This window comes from Actinophytocola sediminis (assembly GCF_054779715.1).
In genome coordinates, this window is record NZ_BAAGXS010000006.1 from 22126 (window position 1) to 43529 (window position 21404).

Genomic DNA, 21404 nt, shown 5'->3' on the forward strand with positions numbered 1-21404 from the left:
CTTCTCCCGACGGGGTGTCAACTTCTGGGTAGGCCGAGGCCTCTGGTGGCGATCACGTTGCGTTGGATCTCCGTGGTGCCGCCGAGGAACGTGGCGGCCACGGAGTCGAGCCGGAGGTGGGTGAACGCGGCACCCAGTGGCGCGTCGGTGCGTTGCCACAGTTCGGCGAACGCGCCGAACGCCTGCGCGCCGGTGCGCGCGATCCGCCCGGCGAGCTCCGCGCCGAACAGCTGGTTCACCGACGCCTCATACCCTGGCACACCGCCGGCGGCCTGTTTGGACACGGTGTAGCGGGCGAGGTTGTACAGCACCCGCATCTCCGCGTAGCGCCTGGCGATCTCGTGCCGCAGCCCGGCGGTGTCCTGGCGGAGATAGGGCCGCGCCTGGTCGCTGTTCACGTACTTGACCAAAGAGGACAGTGCGTGCTCGAACTTGACGGTGGCGCCGATGCCGGCCCGTTCGAACGACAGCGCGGTCATCGCGACGTACCAGCCGCGGTTCTCCTCGCCGACCCGGTTGGCCACCGGCACCCGCGCGTCGTTGAAGAACACCTCGGCGAAGGGCACGTCGCCCCGGATGTCGGTGATCGGGCGGACGGTCACGCCCTCGGTCCTCGTGTCCACCAACAGGAACGTGAGTCCCTTGTGGCGGGGGGTGTCGGGGTCGGTGCGGACCAGGACGAACAGCCAGTCGGCGTACTGGCCAAGCGAGGTCCACACCTTCTGTCCGGTCACCACGTAGTGGTCCCCGTCGCGGACCGCGCGGGTGCGTACCGACGCCAGGTCCGAACCGGACTCCGGCTCGGAGAAGCCCTGCGCCCAGGTCCGCTCGCCGCTGGCGATCGGCGGCAGGTGCTCGGCGCGCTGCTCGTCGGTGCCCGCGTCGAGCACGGTCGGGCCGAGCAGGAACGCGCCGATGCCGTTCACCGTCGGCACCCGCGCGCGCATCATCTCCTCCTGCAGGACGAACTCCAGCGACGCCGACAGCCCCGCCCCGCCGTACTCGGTCGGCCAGTGCGGCGTGATCCAGCCGCGCTCGGCCAGCGCCCGCGCCCAACTCAGCGCCCCGGTCCGCCGTGCCGGGTCGTCGCTGACCCGGTCGGCCGGCCAGTTGTAGCCCCAGACGTCCTCCGGCTCGAGGCTGTGCTCGGCCGCGGCGTCCGGCAGGTAGCTCGCGGGGAAGTGCTCGGTGACGAAGGCCCGCACCTGTTCCCGGAACGCGGCCTCCTCGGGAGTGTCCTCCCAGTTCATAGTGTCCTTCCTACCCTGCCTGCGGTCGCTGGGTCGCCTCGCGGTCCCATGTGGACGGTGTGATGCCGTGGTCGCCCTCGGCGCGCAGCCGGTACTTGGCGACCTTGTCGGTCGGGGTGCGGGGGAGCGCGTCGATGAACTCGACATAGCGCGGCACCATGAACCCCGGCAGCCGCTCGACGCAGAACTCGATCAGCTCCGTCGCGTCGAGCGTGGCGCCGGGGCGCAGCACCACCGCCAGCTTCACGTCCTCGTCCTCGAGTTCGGACGGCACCCCGATGGCCGCGCTCTCCAGGATGGCCGGGTGCAGGTTGACCTCGCACTCCAGGTCGAAGGCGGAGATGTTCTCGCCCCGGCGGCGGATGGAGTCCTTCATCCGGTCGAGGAAGTAGAAGTAGCCGTCCTCGTCGCGCCACATCTTGTCGCCGGTGTGGAACCACAGGTTGCGGAAGGTCTCCGCGGTCGCCTCCGGGGCGCCGTAGTAGCCGGAGGTGATCACGAACGGCTGTTTTGGCCGCAGCACCAACTCACCCGGCTCCCCGGGGGCCACCGCGCGGTCGTGCTCGTCGACCACCTCGGCGTCGAACCGTTCCGAGTGGACGGTGCCGCACGAGCCGACCCGCCACTGCCCGTAGGGGCTGCCGATGGCGATGCCGGCCTCGGTGCTGGTGTAGGTCTCCACCGCCCGTACCCCGAACCGTTGGCGCAGCGGCTCGTCGAGGGCCGACTTGCCCATGTAGAACATCTCGAGTGGATGGTCGTGGTCGGCGTCGGTCGGCGGCTGGTTGAGCAGGATCGGGATCATGGAGAACACGCTCATCGCGACCCGCGCGTCGAAGTACCGCACGTCGTCCCAGAACCGGGACGCGCTGAACTTCTCCACCACGGCCAGCGCGCCGCCGGACAGCAGCGCGGACATCATCCCGTCCCACAGCCCGGCGGCGTGGAACAGCGGCAGCGGGCAGTAGATCGTCTTGCCCCACCGGTCGAGGTAGTTCAGCGAGTCGTAGGCGCAGGTGAGCGCGAGCGCGTGCGAGCACATGGCGCCCTTGGACGGCCCGGTGGTGCCCGAGGTGTACATGATCGCCTGCAGGTCGGCGAACACGACGCCGGCGCGGGGCTCCTCGTCGCCGTGTTCGAGCAGGCTGGCGAAGGACACCGCCGGCCGGTCCGGCAGGCGGTGTGGATTGAACGGGCCTTCGGTCTCGTTGTCGCGCACCACGAACCCGGTCAGGCCGGGCAACCGGTCGACGACCGGCGACAGTCTGTCCACATAGGACGAGTCGACGATCATGACGGTCGAGTCCGAGCTGAACAGCACGTGCCGCAGCAACTCGCCGCGCAACGCCGTGTTCACCGGCACCGCGACCGCCCCGATCCGAGCGAGCGCGAAGATCACCGGCACGAACTCCGGACAGTTCGGTAACATCACCGCGACGTGATCGCCCTTGCCGACGCCTCGCGAGATCAGCCCCTGGGCCACCCGGTTGGCCATCGTGTGCACGTCGCCGTAGGTCAGCTCGCCGTCCCGGAACTTGAGGAACGGCGCTGACCCATGGGTTTCCGACCGTGACCGGAGTATGTCGCCGAGTACGAAGCTCTCCAACGTCCCCTTGCGCATCACACCTCCGCCTGGCGCCCCCGCACGCCAGGCGGCACGCACCGCCCTAGCAGCCGAGGCTTGCACCGGTCATCCATCCGAACACGAATCGGACGGCGGCGCCACCCTCGGGTGATCTCTGCCTCGTACCAGCAGAGTGATTGCCGCAGGTCAGCGTGGTGCTCGGCGGCCCATAGCGCTGATCATGAGCCAGGTGTAGTCGACGAAGTCCGGGTCCCGGTAGGCCGCGTAGGCCTCGGCGAGGTCCTGTTCGGTGACCGCGCCGCGCTCCAGCGCGGTCGCCTCGATCAGCCGCAGGGTGGCGGCCATCCAGCGGGCCATCAGCGAACCGCCGCGGATGGCCACGGAGTGCCCCTCGGCGTGGCAGTCGACCAGCCCGGCGCGCTCCAGCGGCACCGGCATGGCGCGCGCCCACAGCGGGTCGGTGCCCACCGACGCGCCGAGCACCTCGCCGAGCACCCGCAGACAGCGGCCGACCGCCGGCACACTGGACATGTCCGGCGCCGGGCTCGCCGACTCGACTAATAACCAGCCGCCTGGTCTGAGCCAGGACGTCATGCGCGCCAACGCCCTGTCCCGCTCGACGACGTGTTCGAGCACCTTGCGCGTGTGGATCAGGTCGAACTCGCCGGGTGCCTCGTCGACGGTCACGTCGTGGCGCAGCACGCGGATGCCGATATCGGCCAGCGGGGTGAGGAAGTCGGTGCTCATGTCGGTCGCGGTGACGTTGTCCGCGCCGGCGCGCTCGGCGAGCATCCTGGCCACCGACCCCGCGCCCGCGCCGACCTCGAGGCAGTGCCAGCCGGGTCTGACGCCGGCCTGGTCGAGCAGGCGGGCGCTGAGGGGATCGAACACATCCTGCAACATCCGCAGCCGCTCGTGCTCGGTCGGCGCGGTGGTGTCGACGTAGGTGGTCCAGTTCGGAGTTTCAGTCTGGGACATGGCCGCGCATGATAAAGGTCACACCCCGGTGTCGAGTATCAACGCTCGGTAATGGGAGGTCGCGGTTCGTACTCGTCGCAGGTCACGTTTACATCGGATGTCCAACTGCTTAGAGTCCGAGACCAACGGACATTAGGCTTCGGCGCGACGAGCTGTGTGTGCCTGGACGGGAGTGAACGTCTTGCGGTTGATGCGAGTGGGTGCGGCCGGTGCCGAGCGTCCGGTGGTGCGCGACCGGCTGGACCGGGCGTTCGACCTGTCCGGGCTGACCGACGACACCGACGGGCCGTTCCTCGCCGAGGACGGCATCGCGCGGGTCCGGGAGGCGCTGGCGGCCGGCTCGCTGCCCGAGACCTCGATCGACGGCGAGCGGATCGGGCCGCCGATCGCCCGGCCGTCATCGGTGATCTGCGTCGGCATGAACTACGCCGCGCACGCCGCCGAGTCCGGCGCGGCGCCGCCCGCCCAGCCGGTGGTGTTCTTCAAGCACCCCAACACCGTCGTCGGCCCCTATGACGAGGTGCTGGTGCCCCGCGGCGCGCAGAAGGTCGACTGGGAGGTCGAGCTCGGCGTGGTGATCGGGCGCCGCGCCAGGTATGTCGACGTGGCCGACGCGCTGTCCTATGTCGCCGGCTACACCATCTCCAACGACGTCTCCGAGCGGCACTTCCAGCTCGACCCGACTGTCTCAGGTGGACAGTGGGGCAAGGGCAAGTGCTGCGAGACGTTCAACCCGCTCGGCCCGTGGCTGGTGCCAGCCGACCAGCTCGACCCGGGGTCGCTGCGGCTGCGGTCGTTCGTCAACGGCGAGCCGCGCCAGGACTCGACCACCGAGGACATGCTCTTCGGCGTGGCCGAGCTGGTGGCCCACATCAGCCAGTTCATGGTGCTCGAGCCGGGCGACCTGCTCAACACCGGTACGCCGGAGGGCGTCGCGCTCTCGGGCCGGTTCCCGTACCTTTCGGTCGACGATGTCATGGAGATCGAGATCGACGGACTCGGCCGGCAGCGTCAGGTGCTCGCCAAGGCCTGAGCTCCGACCTGGTCGGTCAGCCGGGAGGGGAGCACGGGTGAGACACCGTCAGTCAACTTCGGGAACAAACTCATCCCGAGTGCCTCCCAACCGCACCTCAGGGGAACGTGACGCAACCCAGCCACAAGTACGCGACCAACCCGCACCCGTCCTCCCCGACGCAACCAACACATTGAAGCGCGGGGTGGCGGTACAGCGGGTGGCGCTGATGGCCACCTGTCTGACGGACACGTTGTTCCCGGACACCGCGCGGGCGGTGGTCCGGCTGCTGGAGCGGCTCGGCTGCGTGGTGGAGTTCCCGCCGGACCAGACCTGCTGCGGCCAGATGCACTACAACACCGGCTACCGCCGCCAGGCCACCACGCTCGCGCGCCGCACGGCGAAGGCCTTCGCCGGCCAGGACGCGGTGGTCGCGCCGTCCGGCTCGTGCGCCGGCATGGTCCGCGAGCTCTACCCCGGCCTGCACCGCTCGACGGTCCAGGTCGCCGGGCGGACCTACGAGCTGTCGGAGTTCCTGGTCGACGTGCTCGGGGTGACCGACGTCGGGGCGTACTTCCCGCACCGGGTCACCTACCACCCGACCTGCCACTCGCTGCGCGTGCTCGGCGTGGGGGACAAGCCGCTGCGGCTGCTGCGCGCGGTGCGCGGGCTGGACCTGGTGGAGCTGGCGGAGCCGGAGTCCTGTTGTGGGTTCGGCGGCACGTTCGCGATCAAGAACGCGGACACCTCGACGGCCATGCTCGCCGACAAGATGCGCGACGTGCTCGACACCGGCGCCCGGGTGCTCACCGCGGGGGACAACTCCTGCCTGATGCACATCGGCGGCGGGCTCTCCCGGCTCAACACCGGGGTGCGCGCGCTGCACCTGGCGGAGATCCTGGCCAGCACGGAGGAGGAGCCATGGGCCCCAACCCGGTGACCCGGCCCGGCAGCCAGGTTTTGATTGTGGCCTGGATGCTGGCCAGCACGGAGGAGGAGTCATGGGCCGTAACCCGGTGACCTGGCTCGGCAGCCCGACTTTTCCGGCGGCCGCGCGTACCGCGCTGGCCGACGTGCAGCTGCGGGGCAACCTCGCGCACGCCACCGGCACGATCCGCACCAAGCGGGCCGCAGCGGTGGCCGAGTTGCCCGACTGGGAGCGGTTACGGCTGGCCGGCGAGGCGATCAAGGACGAGGTGCTCGCCGACCTGGACGGCTATCTGACCCGGCTGGAGGCGCAGGTCACCGCGCGCGGGGGCGTGGTGCACTGGGCGCGGGACGCCGCCGAGGCGAACGAGATCGTGCTCGGGCTGGTGCGGGACGCCGGGGCCGACGAGGTGGTCAAGGTCAAGTCCATGGCGACCGCGGAGATCGGTCTCAACGAGGCGTTGGCAGCGGGTGGCGTAACCGCGATCGAGACGGATCTCGCGGAACTCATCGTGCAGCTCGGCGACGATCGTCCGTCACACATTCTGGTACCCGCGATCCACCGCAACCGTGCGGAGATCCGCGACATCTTCCGGGCCACCATGCCGCACGCCGCGGACGTGTCCGACCGGCCGGCCGAGCTGGCCGAGGCCGCGCGGGCGCACCTGCGGCGCAAGTTCCTGTCGGCGAAGGTGGCGATCTCCGGCGCGAACTTCGCGGTCGCCGACACCGGGTCGGTGGTGGTGGTCGAGTCGGAGGGCAACGGGCGGATGTGCCTGACCCTGCCGAGGACGCTGATCACCGTGATGGGCCTGGAGAAGGTCGTGCCGAGCTGGCGGGACCTGGAGGTGTTCCTGCAGCTGCTGCCGCGCTCGTCGACCGCGGAGCGGATGAACCCGTACACGTCGGTGTGGTCGGGGGTCACGCCCGGCGACGGCCCGCGCGAGTTCCACCTGGTGCTGTTGGACAACGGCCGCACCGCGACGCTCGCGGACCGGGTCGGCCGGCAGGCGCTGCGGTGCATCCGGTGTTCGGCGTGCCTGAACGTGTGCCCGGTCTACGAGCGGACCGGCGGGCAGGCCTACGGCTCGGTGTATCCGGGTCCGATCGGCGCGATCCTCACCCCGCAGCTGGGGGCGGGCACCGACGATCCGCGCACGGCGGCGTTGCTGCGGTCGTTGCCCTTCGCCTCGTCGTTGTGTGGCGCCTGTTACGAGGTGTGCCCGGTGCGGATCGACATTCCCGAGGTGCTGGTGCATCTGCGGGAGCGGTCGGTGAGCGCCAAGGCGCCGTACGACCCGGAGGGGGTGGCGATGGCGGCGGCGTCCTGGGTGATGGCGCGACCGCGGCCGTTCCGGCTCGCGCAGTGGCTGCTGGGGCGGCTGCGGCTGGTGGCCAGGGGCGGGCGGATCAGCAGGTTGCCGTGGCCGGCGTCGCGGTGGACCAACTCGCGGGACGTGCCGGCGCCGCCGCCGGAGACGTTCTCGGCGTGGTGGCGGCGGACCCGTGGCTGACGCGCGGGACATCGTCCTCGGCCGGATCCGGGCGGCGCTGGCCGACCGGCCGGTGGCGCCCGAGGTGCCAAGGGACTACGAGCAGGCGCGGGACGTCGGTGACGTGGTGGCGTTGTTCGCCGAGCGGGTCGCCGACTATCGCGCGGTGGTGCGTCGGGTGCGGGGCGATGAGCTGTACGCCGAGATCGAGGCGTCGCTGCTGGCGCGCGGGGCCGGCCGGCTGGTCGCGCCGGCGGACCTGCCGGGGGAGTGGCGGGTGGCGGAGGTGGTCTGGTCGCTGGACGGGCCGCTGTACCCGTTGTCGATCGGGGCGCTTGACCTGGCGGACGGGGTGTTGACCGGGTGCGCGGTGGCGATCGCGGAGACCGGCACGATCGTGTTGGACGCGGGGGAGGCGCAGGGCAGGCGGGCGTTGACGCTGGTGCCGGACTATCACCTGTGTGTGGTGCGGGTGGACCAGATCGTCGGCACCGTGCCCGAGGCGCTCGCGCGGCTGGACCCGGTGCGGCCCTTGACGTTCATCAGCGGGCCGTCGGCGACCAGTGACATCGAGCTGGACCGGGTGGAGGGCGTCCACGGCCCCCGCAACCTGGAAGTCCTCGTCGTCAGCTAGCTCGCACCGCAGCGAAGGGACCCTTCGCTGCGGGTGGCGGCTGCACTGATCGGATCAATGGTGGGGTCGGGTGGTGGGTGTGCTGGATTCTGGGGGTCGGATCGGGTATACATCGGATGTCTGATCGTGGTGTGTGGGAAGGGGGCGCGGCCGTGGCGCGCATTGTCGGCCTGGACGTGCTCGATGTGCGGTTCCCGACGTCGCGGGAGCTGGACGGGTCGGACGCGATGAACCCCGACCCCGACTACTCGGCGGCCTACGTCGTGCTGCGCACCGACGAGGGGCCGCACGGCTACGGGCTCGCGTTCACCATCGGCCGGGGCAACGACGTGCAGGCCGCCGCCATCCGCGCGCTCGGGCACCTGGTCGTCGGACGGTCCACTCCGGACACCGCGGCCGAGTTGGCCGCGTTGTCGGCCGAACTGGTCGGCGACTCGCAGTTTCGCTGGCTGGGTCCGGAGAAGGGCGTCGTGCACATGGCGGTCGGCGCGGTGGTCAACGCCGCGTGGGACCTCGCCGCCCGGCGCGCCGAGCGTCCACTGTGGAGTTTCCTGGCGGCGATGACGCCGGCGGAGATCGTCGGCCTGGTCGACTTCCGGTACCTGACCGACGCGCTGACCGAGCAGGAGGCGCTGGACATCCTGCACGCGGCGCAACCGGGCCGAGCGGCACGCGCGGAGCACCTGCGCACCGCCGGCTACCGCGCGTACAACACCAGCGCCGGCTGGCTCGGCTACCCCGACGAGAAGCTGGTGCGGCTGGCCAAACAGGCGGTGGTCGACGGGTTCGGCATGCTCAAGCTCAAGGTCGGTGCCTCGGTCGAGGACGACGTGCGGCGGTTGCGGCTGGCCAGGGAGGCGGTCGGCCCGGATGTGCGGATCGCGGTGGACGCCAACCAGCGGTGGGATGTCGGGGTGGCCGTCGAGTGGATGCGCGCGCTGGCGCCGTATGACCCGTACTGGATCGAGGAGCCGACCTCGCCCGACGACGTGCTCGGTCACCGGGCGATCGCCGAGGCCATCCGGCCGGTGCGGGTGGCGACCGGGGAGCACGTGCACAACCGGGTGATGTTCAAGCAGTACCTGACCGCCGGCGCGCTCGACGTGCTGCAGCTCGACGCGGCGCGGGTCGGCGGGGTGAACGAGAACGTGGCGATCCTGTTGCTGGCGGCCAAGTTCGGCGTGCCGGTGTGCCCGCACGCCGGTGGGGTCGGGTTGTGCGAGCTGGTGCGGCATCTGGCGATGTTCGACTACGTCGCGGTGTCCGGCACCGACGCCGACCGGGCGATCGAATGGGTCGACCATCTGCACGAGCACTTCACCGATCCGGCGGTCGTGCGCGGCGGCCGGTACCTGGCGCCGAGCGAGCCGGGCTTTTCCGCGCGGATCCGTGATGAGAGTCTGGCGCGGTACGCCTTTCCCGACGGTCCGGAGTGGAGTTCGGCATGAGCTTCGATGGGTTACGTGCGGTGGTCACCGGTGGCGCGTCCGGTATCGGCCGCGCGACGGCGAGCGAGTTGGCGGCCAGGGGGGCGCGGGTGGCCGTGCTCGACCTGACGCCCGAGGTCGACGAGCCGCTGGTCGGTTTCCGGTGCGACGTCGCGAATGACGCCGAGGTGACCAGCGCGGTCGCGGCGGCGGCCGAGGCGTTGGGCGGGATCGACGTGCTGGTGAACAACGCCGGCATCGGCGCGCAGGGCGACGTCACCGCCAACGACGACGCCGAGTGGCACCGGGTGCTGGACGTGAACGTGCTGGGGATGGCACGGGTGACCAGGGCCGCGCTGCCGCAGCTGCGGGCATCGGGGTCGGCGGCGGTGGTCAACACGTGTTCGATCGCGGCGTGGCAGGGGCTGCCGAACCGGGTGCTGTACTCGGCGAGCAAGGGTGCGGTGCTCGCGATGACCCTGGCGATGGCGACCGATCACCTCGAGGACGGGATCCGGGTCAACTGTGTGTGTCCGGGGACCGCGGACACGCCGTGGATCGGGCGGCTGTTGGCGGCGGCGGAGGATCCGGCGGCCGAGCGGGCGGCGCTGGCGGCACGGCAGCCGATGGGCCGGCTGGTGACCGCCGAGGAGGTCGCGCAGGCGATCGTGTATCTAGCCAGCCCGTTGTCGAGCTCGACCACCGGCACGGCGCTGGCCGTGGACGGCGGGATGTACGGCCTGCGCCCCCGCCCGAGGACCTGACGTGTCCACTCGTGGACGAGGTTGTCCACAGCCCACCGCCACCGCCCCGAAACCGTCGGCCCAACCAACTAGAGTGGAAATCGGGGGGCCCCCGCGCGCCGAGGGCAGGTTGACTCGGCCGGGTGATGCGCACGGGCCGGTCTGGTCGGGTGGTGTGGACAGGCCGGTCTGGTCGGGCGGCGTGCGCAGGCTGGTCTGGTCGGGCGGCGTGCGAAGGCGGGCTTCCGGCGCGAGTGGGCGTGCCTGGCCGGGCTGTATGGGCTGGCCGGGTGGTGTGGGTTGGCCGGCGTTGCCGCGCGAGGCCGGACCGGCGGGCTCAGCCCTCGTCGGCGCCGCCGAGGGCGTCGCGCAGCCACTGCTCGACCCCGGCCACGTGCACCGTCGCCCACGAGCGGGCCAGTTCGGGCTCGTGCGCGGCGATCGCCTCGTAGATGGCGCGGTGCTGCTCCCTGGTCTTGGCCACCGCGCCCTCCTGGGTCAGCCCGCGCCAGATCCGCGCCCGCGTCGTCGGCCCGGACAGGCTGTCGATCAGCGAGCACAACACCGGGTTGCCGGACCCGAGGGCGATCCGCCGGTGGAACTCCAGGTCGTTGGCCACCAGCGCCTCGACCGTCGGCGACTCGTCCAGGCCCTCCAGCAACGTGGCTAGCTCGGCGATGTCGGCATCGGTCATCCGCAGCGCGGCCAGCGCGGTGGCCGCGGGCTCCAGGATCTGGCGCACCGCCAGGAAGTCGAGCACGGTGTCGTCGCGGTGGAAGTCGACCACGAAGGTCATCGCGTCCAGCAGCAGCTTGGGCTCGAGGCTGGTCACGTACGTGCCGTCGCCCTGGCGCACGTCCAGCACCCTGATCAGGCACAGCGCCTTGACCGCCTCCCGCAGCGAACTGCGCGACAGCCCCAACCGGCTCGCCAGGTCCGCCTCCTTCGGCAGCCGGTCGCCTGGCGTCAGCTCGCCAGAGATGATCATGCCTTTGATCTTGTCGATCGCTTCGTCGGTGACCGGCATGGCACGACCCTTTCCACAGACCTCGGATGTTTCCCGGCTCAGCGTGCCACGAATGGAGGCCTGATGCGTGTTGCTCTGCACACTCGGCTCAAGCCTGGCAAGGAATCCGAGTACGAACAGGTGCACGCGGTGATCCCGGGCGAACTGGACGTCGCCCTGCGCGACGCGGGCGTTACGTCCTGGCGCATCTGGCGCGACGGCCCCGACCTGTTCCACGTCGTCGAGGTCGAGGACTACGCCGCGATGCGCGCCGCGCTGCGCGACCACCCGGCCAACGTCGCCTGGCAGTCCAGAATGGCCCGACTACTGGACATCGAGGACGACTACACCGGCACCGACCATGGCCTGTCACTGGTCTGGGAACTGCCATGACCGGTACCTCGCTTGGCCTTGGCTGCGCGCAGCTGGGCAACCTCTACCGCGCGATGTCCGACGAGACCGCCGCCCAGATCGTGGACACCGCCTGGACACACGGCATCCGCTACTTCGACACCGCCCCGCACTACGGCCTCGGCCTGTCCGAGCAACGCCTCGGCGCCGCACTCGCCGACCGGCCCCGCGCGGACTACCTACTGTCCACAAAGGTCGGCCGGCTGTTGGTGGACAACCCCGGCGGCGCCAACGAGCGGGACACCGACGGCTTCGACGTTCCGGCGACCCGCGTCCGCCGCCGCGACTACACCCGCGACGGCGTGCTGCGCTCACTCGAGTCGAGCCTCACCCGCCTTGGCACCGACCGGATCGACATCGCCTTCGTGCACGACCCGGAGAACCACGTCGACGAGGTGCTGCGCGGCGCGCTCCCGGCACTGATCGAACTGCGCGACCAGGGCGTGCTGACCGGCATCGGGCTCGGCATGAACTTCCACGACGTGCTCGCCAGGTTCGTCCGCGCCGCCGACGTCGACGTGGTGATGATCGCCGGCCGCTACACCCTGCTCGAACAGCCGGCACTGGACGAACTGCTGCCACTGTGCGCGGAACGCGGCGTGTCGGTGATGGCCGCCGGGGTGTTCAACTCCGGCATCCTCGCCGCACCCCGACCGGGCCGCACCTACAACTACACCGACGCGCCACCGGAACTGCTCGCGCGGGCCACCCGGATCGCCGAGGTCTGCGCCCGCCACGGCGTCACCCTCCCCGAGGCGGCCATCGCCCTGCCGGCCGGACACCCCGCGGTCGCCAGCGTCGTGCTCGGCGCCAGCTCCCCCGCACAGGTCGAGACCAACGCCGCCCGCGCCGCCGCCCGCATACCCCGTGCACTGTGGACAGACCTGATCGCCACCAACCTCCTCCACCCAGACACCCCCCTACCAGGCGAGCCCGATGAGCCACCAGCCTGACCCAAGCGGCCGTCAACCGCACCCAAGGGGAACGGAACGCAACCCAACCACCGACACGAACGAAACCGGAACCAACCAACCCACCGCAACCAGAACTTTTAAATCCGGGGAGGCGGGCTGGGTGGATGCGCATCATCATTTGTGGGATCCGGGGCGGCGGGAGTATCCGTGGTTGGCCGGGGCGGCGCTCGCGCCCATCCGCCGTGCCTACACCCTCGACGACCTGCGCCGCGTGGTCGCGACCGTGCCGGAGGTGACCGCGACCGTCCTGGTGCAGACCATCTCCTCGGCCGAGGAGACCGCGGAGTTCCTGGCCACCGCCGCCGCCTCGGCCGGTCTGGTGGTCGGCGTCATCGGCTGGGTCGACCTCACCGCGCCGGACGTCGCCGACCGGCTCGCCGCGCTGCGCGCGCTGCCCGGCGGCGACCGGCTCGTCGGCATCCGCCACCAGGCCGAGGACGAGCCGGACCCGCGCTGGCTGCTGCGCGCCGACGTCCGCCGGGGACTCGCCGCCGTGGCCGCCGCCGGGCTGGTCTACGACCTGCTCGTCCGCCCACCGCAACTGCCGGCGGCGGTGGAGCTGGCCGGGCTGTTGCCGTCGGCCCAGTTCGTCATCGACCACGCCGGCAAGCCACCGATCGCGGCCGGCGAGTTCGACCGGTGGGCCGCGGCGATCGGGCGACTGGCCAACCACCCCAACGTGTCCAGCAAACTCTCCGGCCTGGTGACCGAGGCGGACTGGACGTCCTGGCGACCAGCACACCTGCGCCCCTACACCGAACACGTGCTGCGCGCCTTCGGCCCCGACCGGGTCATGTTCGGCTCCGACTGGCCCGTCTGCGAACTGGCCGCCACCTACGAACAGGTCGCCACCACCGCCACGAACCTCCTCTCCCCACCCGAACGCGCCCAGGTCCTCACCACCACCGCCACCCGCGTCTACCGGCTGCGCCCGTGACCGAGCCGCCACGCGACGAAGGACGCCTCCAGCGCACTGACGTCACGCTCGAGCAGCTGGCGGCCGATCCGCATCCGGTGTTGGCCCGGCTGCGGGGGAGCGCGCCGGTGGCCTGGGTGCCGGCGCTCGACGGCTGGCTGGTGACCCGCTACGACCTGGCGGTGGCCGTGATGCGCGATCCGGCGACGTTCACTGTGGACGATCCCCGGTTCTCCACCGCACGGGTGGTCGGCCCGAGCATGCTCTCCCTGGACGGCCCGGCGCACGCCCGCCACCGGGCGCCGTTCCTGCCCCCGTTCCGCCCGGCCCCCGTGCGCGACCGGTTCACCCCGTTCCTGGAGGCCACGGCACGGGACCTGGTCGACGCGTTCCCCCCGCACGGCGCCGAGCTGCGGTCGGCGTTCGCCGGCCCGCTCGCGGTGGCGGTGGTCGCCGACGCGCTCGGCCTCGCCGGCGTCTCCGCCGCGACGGTCCTGTCCTGGTACGAGACGATCGTCGACTCGGTCTCGACGGTCACCGCCGGCGGCTCGCCGACCGCGGCGGGCGAGGCCGCCTACGCGCGACTGCGCGCGAACGTGTCCACCTCGGCCGACGACCCGCGGTCGGTCCTCGCGGCGGCGGCCACCGGCCTGACCGAGGCGGAGGTGGTGTCCAACGCCGCGGTGGGCAAATTTGGACTTGGGGTACCTACGTTTTCCCTGGTCACGGCTCAAGATAGCCGGATTCCACATCACAGGCCGACGCTGGCCGGGCCGATCTCAATACCGTTCGTGATAGCCCACTCCTCGTACGCCCGATACACCTCTCGCGGGATCGTGCCGCGCTTGCCCCGCAGCCGTCCGTGCTCGTTCGCCCACTCCCGCACCCGCTGGCGGTACTCGTGCTTCTTGGCCCTCACCTCGGCCGAATCATCCGACGCGACCTTGTACCACTCGGCCGGCACCTCACGAGACTTCGCCTTCGCCGCAGCCGGCCTCGCCGGCCTGGCTGGCGCCGTCGCGCTCACCTTGTGCTTGCCCAGACGCCGAGCAGCCGCCCGGTACGGCGCGACCGCACTCCGGAACGCCTCCGCGTTCGCCGCACTCAGATCGATGACATACGCCTCCCCATCGAACGCGAACGGCATCGTCTCCTCGGCCGGCTGATCGTTCTCCAGATCATCGAACAACTGAACCTTCTGCATGAGTTCCCTCAGCTCGCCTTCCGCAGCCGACGCCCACTAGTAGCCTTGGCCTTCGATGCCATCCACTGCCGCACCTCGCGCCGAGAGATCCCGCCCTGGCGGTCCCGCGCCAGGTACCCGTCCACGTAGTCATACGACCGCGTATTGATCCGCTCCAGCGTCATCGGGTCGAACCGGTCAACCCCAGTACTGTCGCACCGCATGCACCGCACTGTCTGGGTGTAGACCTGGTCCTTACCCTGACCGTCCGCGATGAACCCGTCATGCGTCGGGTCCCACGCATGTCCCAGTAACCGGCACCGAACCACTGCATCAGGCGCCCGTCTCAGGTACGCGCGGATGCCCGCATCAAGATCAGATGCTGCCGCCATGCCCAATCCCTTCATTCGTGACTGTCGCACCCGATTTAACACCCTCTGTCAAACCGTCAGACTCAGGACTCACGCAGGGCTGGCAGCCGATAGTTGGATCAGCGAGTCTCGTACGTTCGCAATCGCCTAGGTCCCGTTGGCCGCGCGCACCTGGCTGCACGATGGTGCTCCACTGGTCACACCGGGGGGAGCGGCAGCTTGATCACCTACGCGCGGACGCCGCCCTGTTGACGCTCGCCCAGTGTTAGACGACGATGAACGAGCATGTTTCGCCAACTTGGAGCAAGGAAGGCATATGCGCGTCCGTTTTCTTGGCAAGGACCCTGACTCCATCGAGGGCGAGTCGCCCACACTGTTCGCCACCGATCGGGCCGATCGGGTGACCTACATCGCCCAGGGGTGGAAGGTGACTGACCCGCAGGCGCTAGCCGGCATCGGGCCGGTGCCGGACCATGAGACCCTGATAGAGATCCCTGAAGAGGTGCTGGAGTTCTACGTTCGCCGGTACACAGACTTGGAGGGAGAACGCTGAGTCTGCTTGTCGGGGAAGATTTCGGTCAGTTGTTCCGCAGTTTCGACCATACGGCCTTTCGTTTGGAAGTGCGGGAAACATACAACGCGCGGCGTGAGGTTGAGTCATTTCGTCGGTTCAAGGCTGGTGAGCCGGTCGATTTGTCTTGGGCAGACACCTGGTTCAATATGATTCGGCAGGCCACTGCGGAAGGCCGACGCTTCGCTCGAGTACGAATCGTCAGCCTGCCACTCTCCGACTACAGCAGATTTGCGCTCTGGGCGGCTCGGCTCAACAGTGCGGCAGGCGAAGACATTCGCTACCTGCCTCGCGAGGAAGTCAAACAAGTAGATCTGCCCAATCATGATTATTGGTTGTTCGACTCGTGCAAGTTGGTGCGGATGCATTTCGACGAGCAGGACAGGTTTCAAGGTGGTGAGATCATCGCTGATGTCACTGAGATTGTGAAGCACAACTACTGGCGGGATGTTGCCCAGCATCACGCTATTAGACAGGATAGTTTTGAGGCCAAGGTCCAATAGTTCAGATGGCGTTGAAGAAGCGCGTAACGCCCTTGGTCAACGACTGCGCGAGTTGCGCCGCCAAGCCCGACTTACTGGCAAAGCACTTGCGGAGTCGTTGGCTTGGCAGGCGTCTAAGATAAGTAAGATCGAAAACGGCAAACAAGCGCCGACGGACGACGACATCAGGGCGTGGACGCGAGAGACTAACACCGAGCACGAAACAGAGTCCCTGCTAGCTTCGCTACATACGCTTGAGGTGCAGCACTCTGAATGGAAACGGGTGCTCAAGGCTGGGATGGTGTCGCACCAGCTCGAATTGTCCAGGCAGGACGAACAGACCAAGCTCTATCGATCGTTCGAACCTGCGGTGGTGCCAGGACTGCTCCAAACCCCAGAATTTGCCCGCGCACTATTTTCGCGGGCGGTCGTGGTTCATCGAACACCTAATGATGTTAACGACGCGGTGGTCAAGCGGATGCAGCGACAAGAGATGTTGTATCGCACAGGAAAAGCATTCCATTTCGTCATCACCGAAGCGACGCTTCGCAACCGACTTTGCGCAGTGGAAATCATGCTGGGGCAGCTCGATCGATTGATCTCTTTGACTTCACTACGGAATGTTCGAATCGGAGTTATCGGTTACGAGACGCAATACATCGTCGATCCCCGCCACGGGTTCATGATGTATAATTCAGACCTCGTAAAGATTGAGACGTACTCGGCAGAGCTGAATCTAAGGCAACTGCACGAGATCGAGTTGTACACAGCGACGTTCGAGAAGCTGGCGGCGGTGGCCAGCTACGGCGCGGCGGCCAGAGCGATCATCCATCGAGTGATTGCCGATCTTTCCTCATCTCAGATTGAGGATGGCCGCTGATTGTCTCGCGCCGCACGATCAACTGATCTTGCGAGCAATACCTAGCAATTTGCTTCACTGACAGTTCTTTTCTCTTTACGCTCCCTGGTGAGGCGGCAACGTACAGTCACCATCACTACGGGAGTATCAGTGAGCGTCCGTGTTGCCCTGCTGACCAGGGAACAAGTCGAGCGGCTACCTGAACGGGCACGTGAGGTGGTCGAGTACCGCAAGAGCGGGCTGAGTCTCAACCACATCCAGGGCTGCCCCCTGGACTGCTCCTACTGCATTCGTCACACCTACGGTCTGTGGGATCAGCGCCAGCCGCGCGCCCTGATGGGTGACGCCGAGGCCGTCCAAGAGTTGGTCAGTCACCGCTACTTTCAGCCGCACGTAACGCCGGTACAACTGTTCAACCGTGCCACGGATCCGTTCCTGCCCAATGTCAAGTTGCACACGTTCGACGTGCTGGAAGACCTCGACAGCCGAGGGCTGACCAATCATGTGCTCGTCATCACGCGCCATCAGGTGAAGCAGGCTGACGCACAGCGGCTTAACCGCATCAAGAACCTCAAGGTGACCCTGCTGTTCACCTTCTCGGGGATCGACAACAAGCAGATCGAACCCTACCCATCCACGGTCGCGGCCGAGTCGCTGAAGCTCGCCAGCGGTGCTCTCCCGCGCAGGTACAGGACAGTCCTTTACTGGCGTCCCTTGGTACCCGGTCTGAATGACTCCGACGAGCACCTCGACGCTGCGTACGAGCTGAGCCACTACGCCGACGCCACGGTATTCACCGGGCTGTTCTATCGCGGTCAGATCGCGGCCTACTACAAGGCCAATGGGCTGCCCGAACCCTATGAAGGCACGGCGCGTCGGAAGATCGTGCCTGAGACGTTGGAGCGGCGTGTGCTTGCCGTCTTCAGCGACTCGGCCTCGTTGTTCCGCAAGACTTCGTGTGCGGTGGCCTACGCCCACGGTCTACCGGATTACAACGGCCACTACGGCGTCCGGGAACTGTGCGATATCTGCCCGATGCACCAGCTCGACCTCTGCCGTCAAGCGCACCGGATACCGACAGCCGAGCAGATCCATGAGGTCGCCCGCGCCTTGCCCGAAGGGCGTGACCTGAAAGTCATCGACATCACCGAGCGAGCCGCGGTGGTGGCCGGCCTCGACACGGAACAGCCGCGCTACTACCTCCAACATGCACTCGGCTTCCAGGTCCACGATGTTCGTCACCCGCACCATGCGTACCGCCACGGTCGGGCGAACATCGGATGGAAGGACACGCCGAAAGATGACTGACTGGACGAGCCTCCGGTACACCGTCGTTGATGTGGAGGGCAACGGCCAGCAGCCGCCCGACCTCGTGGAAGTCGCCACAGTGCCCATCGTCGATGGGGTGGTGGGCGAGCCATCGAGCTGGCTGCTGAAGCCCGAACGGCCAATCAAGTACTTCGCGACTCGCATCCACGGCCTAGCCAACAAGGACGTAACCGACGCGCCATCGTTCACCGACATCGAAGAGGAAGTGCGTCAGGCTCTGGATGCTGACGTGTTGGTCGCGCATAACGCTCACGTTGACATTGGCGTCCTTCAACGCCACCTGGGCGTGTGGGAATGCCCGGACGTTCTGGACACGCTTAAACTCGCCAAACGCCTCCGGCCAAACCAGTCGAGCTACAAACTGGGTTCGCTGGTGGACGCGTTCAAACTGGCGGACGGATTGCCGGAAGGCCTCGCACCCCACCGCGCCACCTACGACGTATTGGTTACCGCACGCTTGTTTGTGCGATTGACCGTCCGAGACGACGGCACTCCACTATCTGTTGGAGAACTGCACGGCGCACCGCCAGGTGGTGACGAGAGTGAAGCTCCAACCCTTTTCTGACCGTCAACGCGGCGTGTTCGTTAGCGTTGATGGACCGAGCGGCGCCGGGAAATCCACGATTGTGCACCACCTGGCCGAACTATTAGTCGCCACCGGTGAGGAGGTACACGTCACAGCTGAACCGAGTAATGGTCCGGTCGGCGAGCTATGTAGGAGGTTGACCGAGACGGTCACCGGTCACGCGCTCGCCTGTCTGTATGCAGCAGATAGGTATCACCACTTCGAAACTGAGATCAAGACGCACATCGAAGCGGGTCGAATGGTCATTTCCGACCGCTACATCCCCTCCGGCCTGGTGATGCAACGATTCGATGGTGTCGATCCGGATTTTTTATGGCAGCTCAACGCAGAGGTAAGCCGACCTGACCTTGCTGTCATTATCGAGGCGGATGCCGACGTCATCTCAGAACGGTTGACCGAGCGCGGCCCTCACAACCGTTTCCAGCTGACGCCCAGCAGTTCACACGCCGAAGTCCATTTCTATCGGCAGGCCGCCGAGCGACTAATCCAAGCCGGTTTCGATGTGCTGCGTGTGGACTGTAACCGTTTGCCGGCCCAACAGTCTGCCGCGTTCATCCGGGATCAGCTAATCAGCTACTTTGCCGCGACAGCGATGGGGTGATGATCACCCGCACCGGAAATTAGTAAAACGTTCAAATCGACAAGGATTTCATCGATGCCTGACAAGCAAGAAGTGCCATCTAGCATTCTCCCAATTGGAGGATCGCCTGTGCGGCGCCTCGGCTTCGGCTCCATGCAGATTACAGGTCCTGGTCATTGGAATGCGCCTCTGGATCCTGATCAGGCGATGCGAGTCCTTCATGGCGCGATTAAAGCGGGCGTGACGCATATCGATACCGCTGATGCCTACGGTCCATTTGTCGCGGAGGAGTACATCCGCAAGGTACTGTTCCCCTACCCCGACGAATTGGTCATCGCAACCAAAGGCGGCCTCACGCGCCAAGGGCCGAAGAAATGGGCACCCTGCGGACGGCCGGAGTACCTTCGGCAATGCGTTGAGATGAGCATCCGCCGGCTGCAAGTGGACAGGATCAGCTTGTACTACCTGCACCGCATCGATCCCGCCGTGCCCATGGAGGACCAACTCGCTGTCCTCGCCGAGATGCAGGCCGAAGGCAAAATACACCACATCGGACTGTCCAAAGTCAGTGTCGACCAGGTCCGTAAGGCCAGCGAATTGGTTGACATCGCGGCTGTGCAGAACAAGTACAACATCACGAACCGCAGGAGCGAGGAGGTGGTCCGATACTGCGAACTCAACAACGTTGCCTTCGTTCCCTACGGGCCGCTCGGTTCCGGCAGCGTGGTGCGGCAGAACGAACCTCTGGAAGAACTGGCGAAGACCTTCGACATCACGCCAGTCCAGCTGGCGATCGCCTGGCTACTCCACCGATCCTCAGTGATCATGCCCATACCGGGGACCAGCTCAACAGAGCATCTGCGCGAGAACCTGCTGGCCGGTGTTGTTCAACTGACTGCCGAAGAGGTCATCACCGTTGGTACCACGGTCGAGAATTCCTTCAAGCCAGTAGCCAATTGAGGCCCCGGTGGGCGCGAGGAAGGTTACCCCCCTTTCCCTACCCTCGTGCCCACCGGCCCGTTCGCGTGCTAAATGGCGCATGGACGGCAAATTCAAATCGCTAATTGAATGAACGGAGAAGTTGAACGTGCGTTTCAGAAAACTCATTCCTGCCTCCACGATCCTCGCGGTCGCGGGAGCTGGGGTGCTGGGTATCGGGATGTCGCAGGCGGATGACGTCGAGCCGCAGATCATCGGCGGTGGTCCGGCGTCCGAGTCGTACTCGTGGATGGCGGCGCTGAACTTCACCACGCCGGACGGCACCGACTGGGGGTACCAGTGCGGAGCGACGGTGATCTTCAGGGGTTGGGCGGTGACAGCCGCGCACTGCGTGGAAGACCCGCCCTCCACCATGACCGTCGACGAGTTGCGCGACCTTGCTGTCAGCTACGGCCTGGAACCGGAGTTCTACAGCCACACGCCGAGTGAGGGTGACTTCTGGGTGCGTGTCGGGTCGCATGACCGTACGTCGGGCGGTGAGACCGCCGGGGTGACTGAGGTGGTGGTGCACCCGGAGTTTGACTGGTTCGCTGGGACGCCGGCCGAGCCGGCGAACGACATCGCCATGCTGCGGTTGGACCACCTGCTCGACAGTCAGCCGATTCAGCTCGCTGGCTCCGCTGCCGCCAACGGTGATCCGGTGCGGCTGCTGGGGTGGGGCAGCACGGAGCCAGGCACCCAGCCGGGTACGTCGGACCCCCGGCCGAAGATGCTGCAAGAGCTGGACACCACCGTCACCGCTGACGGCCTGTGTGGCGGCGAAGGTGGCTTGTCCGCGAAGGAAATCTGTATCAGCAACGTCAACGGGACCGATGGACGGTGCTTCGGTGATTCAGGGAGCCCTGCGGTCAAGGACGGAAAGCTCGTCGGTATCACGAGCCGGGGTCGCATCCCGTGCGGCACGGCCGCGTCGATCGACACCAGTGCCCCCGAACACCGTGACTTCATCTACGGCGCCGCACGCGGTGAGTTCAGCGCGCAACCGGTGATCCCGGAGCCGCGCAAGCCCGTGCCTGCCTACACGCCGCCCGTCGAGCTGCCCGAAACACATGGCCTGAACCGCGTCCCATGAGTGACCGGCAGGTGCG

23 protein-coding genes are annotated in these 21404 nt (G+C 67.6%); 17 read left to right on the forward strand and 6 right to left on the reverse strand.

Annotation, left to right across the window (positions count from 1 at the left end):
• Window positions 1-17: 17 nt before the first annotated feature.
• The 3 genes from ACYVIP_RS03810 to ACYVIP_RS03820 all read right to left on the reverse strand — a co-directional run bounded on the left by ACYVIP_RS03810 (window position 18) and on the right by ACYVIP_RS03820 (window position 3813).
• Window positions 18-1250: an acyl-CoA dehydrogenase family protein gene (locus ACYVIP_RS03810; protein ID WP_460392002.1), complete on the reverse strand. Its 1233-nt coding sequence runs from the start codon at window positions 1248-1250 to the stop codon at window positions 18-20.
• Between the two features lie 10 nt (window positions 1251-1260).
• Window positions 1261-2871: an AMP-binding protein gene (locus ACYVIP_RS03815; protein ID WP_460392004.1), complete on the reverse strand. Its 1611-nt coding sequence runs from the start codon at window positions 2869-2871 to the stop codon at window positions 1261-1263.
• A 150-nt stretch (window positions 2872-3021) separates the two neighbouring features.
• Entirely contained in the window at window positions 3022-3813 is a 792-nt protein-coding gene (locus tag ACYVIP_RS03820) for a class I SAM-dependent methyltransferase (protein ID WP_460392006.1), read from the reverse strand.
• Window positions 3814-3994: 181 nt separating this feature from the next.
• Here ACYVIP_RS03820 and ACYVIP_RS03825 point away from each other — a divergent pair, with 181 nt between their 5' ends.
• From ACYVIP_RS03825 to ACYVIP_RS03850, 6 genes are all read left to right on the forward strand, one after another.
• Window positions 3995-4846: a fumarylacetoacetate hydrolase family protein gene (locus ACYVIP_RS03825; protein WP_460392008.1), complete on the forward strand. Its 852-nt coding sequence runs from the start codon at window positions 3995-3997 to the stop codon at window positions 4844-4846.
• 208 nt (window positions 4847-5054) lie between these two features.
• Window positions 5055-5765, forward strand: a complete 711-nt coding sequence (locus ACYVIP_RS03830) for a (Fe-S)-binding protein (RefSeq protein ID WP_460392010.1) — start codon at window positions 5055-5057, stop codon at window positions 5763-5765.
• 61 nt (window positions 5766-5826) lie between these two features.
• A complete protein-coding gene (locus ACYVIP_RS03835) occupies window positions 5827-7266 on the forward strand; it encodes a lactate utilization protein B (protein WP_460392012.1) in 1440 nt (479 codons plus the stop codon).
• The gene (locus ACYVIP_RS03840; RefSeq protein WP_460392014.1) at window positions 7259-7879 is read left to right on the forward strand and encodes a LutC/YkgG family protein; all 621 of its coding nucleotides are present in this window, start codon (window positions 7259-7261) and stop codon (window positions 7877-7879) included. The genes ACYVIP_RS03835 and ACYVIP_RS03840 overlap by 8 nt, the downstream gene beginning before the upstream one ends.
• 152 nt (window positions 7880-8031) lie before the next feature.
• Window positions 8032-9327: an enolase C-terminal domain-like protein gene (locus tag ACYVIP_RS03845; RefSeq protein ID WP_460392016.1), complete on the forward strand. Its 1296-nt coding sequence runs from the start codon at window positions 8032-8034 to the stop codon at window positions 9325-9327.
• Window positions 9324-10070, forward strand: coding sequence for an SDR family NAD(P)-dependent oxidoreductase (locus tag ACYVIP_RS03850; RefSeq protein WP_460392018.1), 747 nt, complete (start codon window positions 9324-9326; stop codon window positions 10068-10070). The genes ACYVIP_RS03845 and ACYVIP_RS03850 overlap by 4 nt, the downstream gene beginning before the upstream one ends.
• A 316-nt stretch (window positions 10071-10386) precedes the next feature.
• Here the strand turns inward: ACYVIP_RS03850 and ACYVIP_RS03855 are convergent, their stop codons facing one another.
• A complete protein-coding gene (locus ACYVIP_RS03855; RefSeq protein WP_460392020.1) occupies window positions 10387-11076 on the reverse strand; it encodes a FadR/GntR family transcriptional regulator in 690 nt (229 codons plus the stop codon).
• A gap of 63 nt (window positions 11077-11139) precedes the next feature.
• Here ACYVIP_RS03855 and ACYVIP_RS03860 point away from each other — a divergent pair, with 63 nt between their 5' ends.
• The 3 genes from ACYVIP_RS03860 to ACYVIP_RS03870 all read left to right on the forward strand — a co-directional run bounded on the left by ACYVIP_RS03860 (window position 11140) and on the right by ACYVIP_RS03870 (window position 13377).
• Window positions 11140-11448 (forward strand): L-rhamnose mutarotase, encoded by a 309-nt coding sequence (locus ACYVIP_RS03860; RefSeq protein WP_460392022.1) that lies wholly within the window; start codon window positions 11140-11142, stop codon window positions 11446-11448.
• Window positions 11445-12419 carry an aldo/keto reductase gene (locus ACYVIP_RS03865; protein WP_460392024.1) on the forward strand — a complete coding sequence of 325 codons (975 nt, stop codon included), beginning with the start codon at window positions 11445-11447 and terminating at the stop codon, window positions 12417-12419. The genes ACYVIP_RS03860 and ACYVIP_RS03865 overlap by 4 nt, the downstream gene beginning before the upstream one ends.
• Before the next feature lie 121 nt (window positions 12420-12540).
• A complete protein-coding gene (locus ACYVIP_RS03870; RefSeq protein ID WP_460392026.1) occupies window positions 12541-13377 on the forward strand; it encodes an amidohydrolase family protein in 837 nt (278 codons plus the stop codon).
• Window positions 13378-13525: 148 nt separating this feature from the next.
• On the opposite strand, the gene ACYVIP_RS03875 is transcribed toward ACYVIP_RS03870, so the two are convergent.
• Window positions 13526-13894 (reverse strand): hypothetical protein, encoded by a 369-nt coding sequence (locus tag ACYVIP_RS03875; protein WP_460392028.1) that lies wholly within the window; start codon window positions 13892-13894, stop codon window positions 13526-13528.
• A 213-nt stretch (window positions 13895-14107) separates the two neighbouring features.
• Window positions 14108-14560: a histone-like nucleoid-structuring protein Lsr2 gene (locus tag ACYVIP_RS03880; protein WP_460392030.1), complete on the reverse strand. Its 453-nt coding sequence runs from the start codon at window positions 14558-14560 to the stop codon at window positions 14108-14110.
• A gap of 666 nt (window positions 14561-15226) precedes the next feature.
• Between ACYVIP_RS03880 and ACYVIP_RS03885 the strand changes: the two genes are divergently transcribed.
• From ACYVIP_RS03885 to ACYVIP_RS03920, 8 genes are all read left to right on the forward strand, one after another.
• Complete coding sequence (locus tag ACYVIP_RS03885) at window positions 15227-15463, forward strand: hypothetical protein (RefSeq protein WP_460392032.1); 237 nt, start codon at window positions 15227-15229, stop codon at window positions 15461-15463.
• Window positions 15464-15492: 29 nt separating this feature from the next.
• Window positions 15493-15984, forward strand: a complete 492-nt coding sequence (locus ACYVIP_RS03890) for a DUF6879 family protein (protein WP_460392034.1) — start codon at window positions 15493-15495, stop codon at window positions 15982-15984.
• The gene (locus ACYVIP_RS03895; RefSeq protein WP_460392036.1) at window positions 15929-16843 is read left to right on the forward strand and encodes a helix-turn-helix domain-containing protein; all 915 of its coding nucleotides are present in this window, start codon (window positions 15929-15931) and stop codon (window positions 16841-16843) included. Before ACYVIP_RS03890 ends, ACYVIP_RS03895 begins: the two co-directional genes overlap by 56 nt.
• Before the next feature lie 129 nt (window positions 16844-16972).
• Window positions 16973-18130, forward strand: coding sequence for a radical SAM protein (locus ACYVIP_RS03900; protein WP_460392038.1), 1158 nt, complete (start codon window positions 16973-16975; stop codon window positions 18128-18130).
• Window positions 18123-18716 carry a 3'-5' exonuclease gene (locus ACYVIP_RS03905; protein WP_460392040.1) on the forward strand — a complete coding sequence of 198 codons (594 nt, stop codon included), beginning with the start codon at window positions 18123-18125 and terminating at the stop codon, window positions 18714-18716. Before ACYVIP_RS03900 ends, ACYVIP_RS03905 begins: the two co-directional genes overlap by 8 nt.
• Window positions 18694-19338, forward strand: a complete 645-nt coding sequence (tmk, locus tag ACYVIP_RS03910; protein ID WP_460392042.1) for a dTMP kinase — start codon at window positions 18694-18696, stop codon at window positions 19336-19338. Before ACYVIP_RS03905 ends, tmk begins: the two co-directional genes overlap by 23 nt.
• A 54-nt stretch (window positions 19339-19392) precedes the next feature.
• Window positions 19393-20277, forward strand: a complete 885-nt coding sequence (locus tag ACYVIP_RS03915; protein ID WP_460392044.1) for an aldo/keto reductase — start codon at window positions 19393-19395, stop codon at window positions 20275-20277.
• Window positions 20278-20404: 127 nt separating this feature from the next.
• Entirely contained in the window at window positions 20405-21388 is a 984-nt protein-coding gene (locus tag ACYVIP_RS03920) for a S1 family peptidase (protein WP_460392050.1), read from the forward strand.
• Window positions 21389-21404 lie beyond the last annotated feature (16 nt).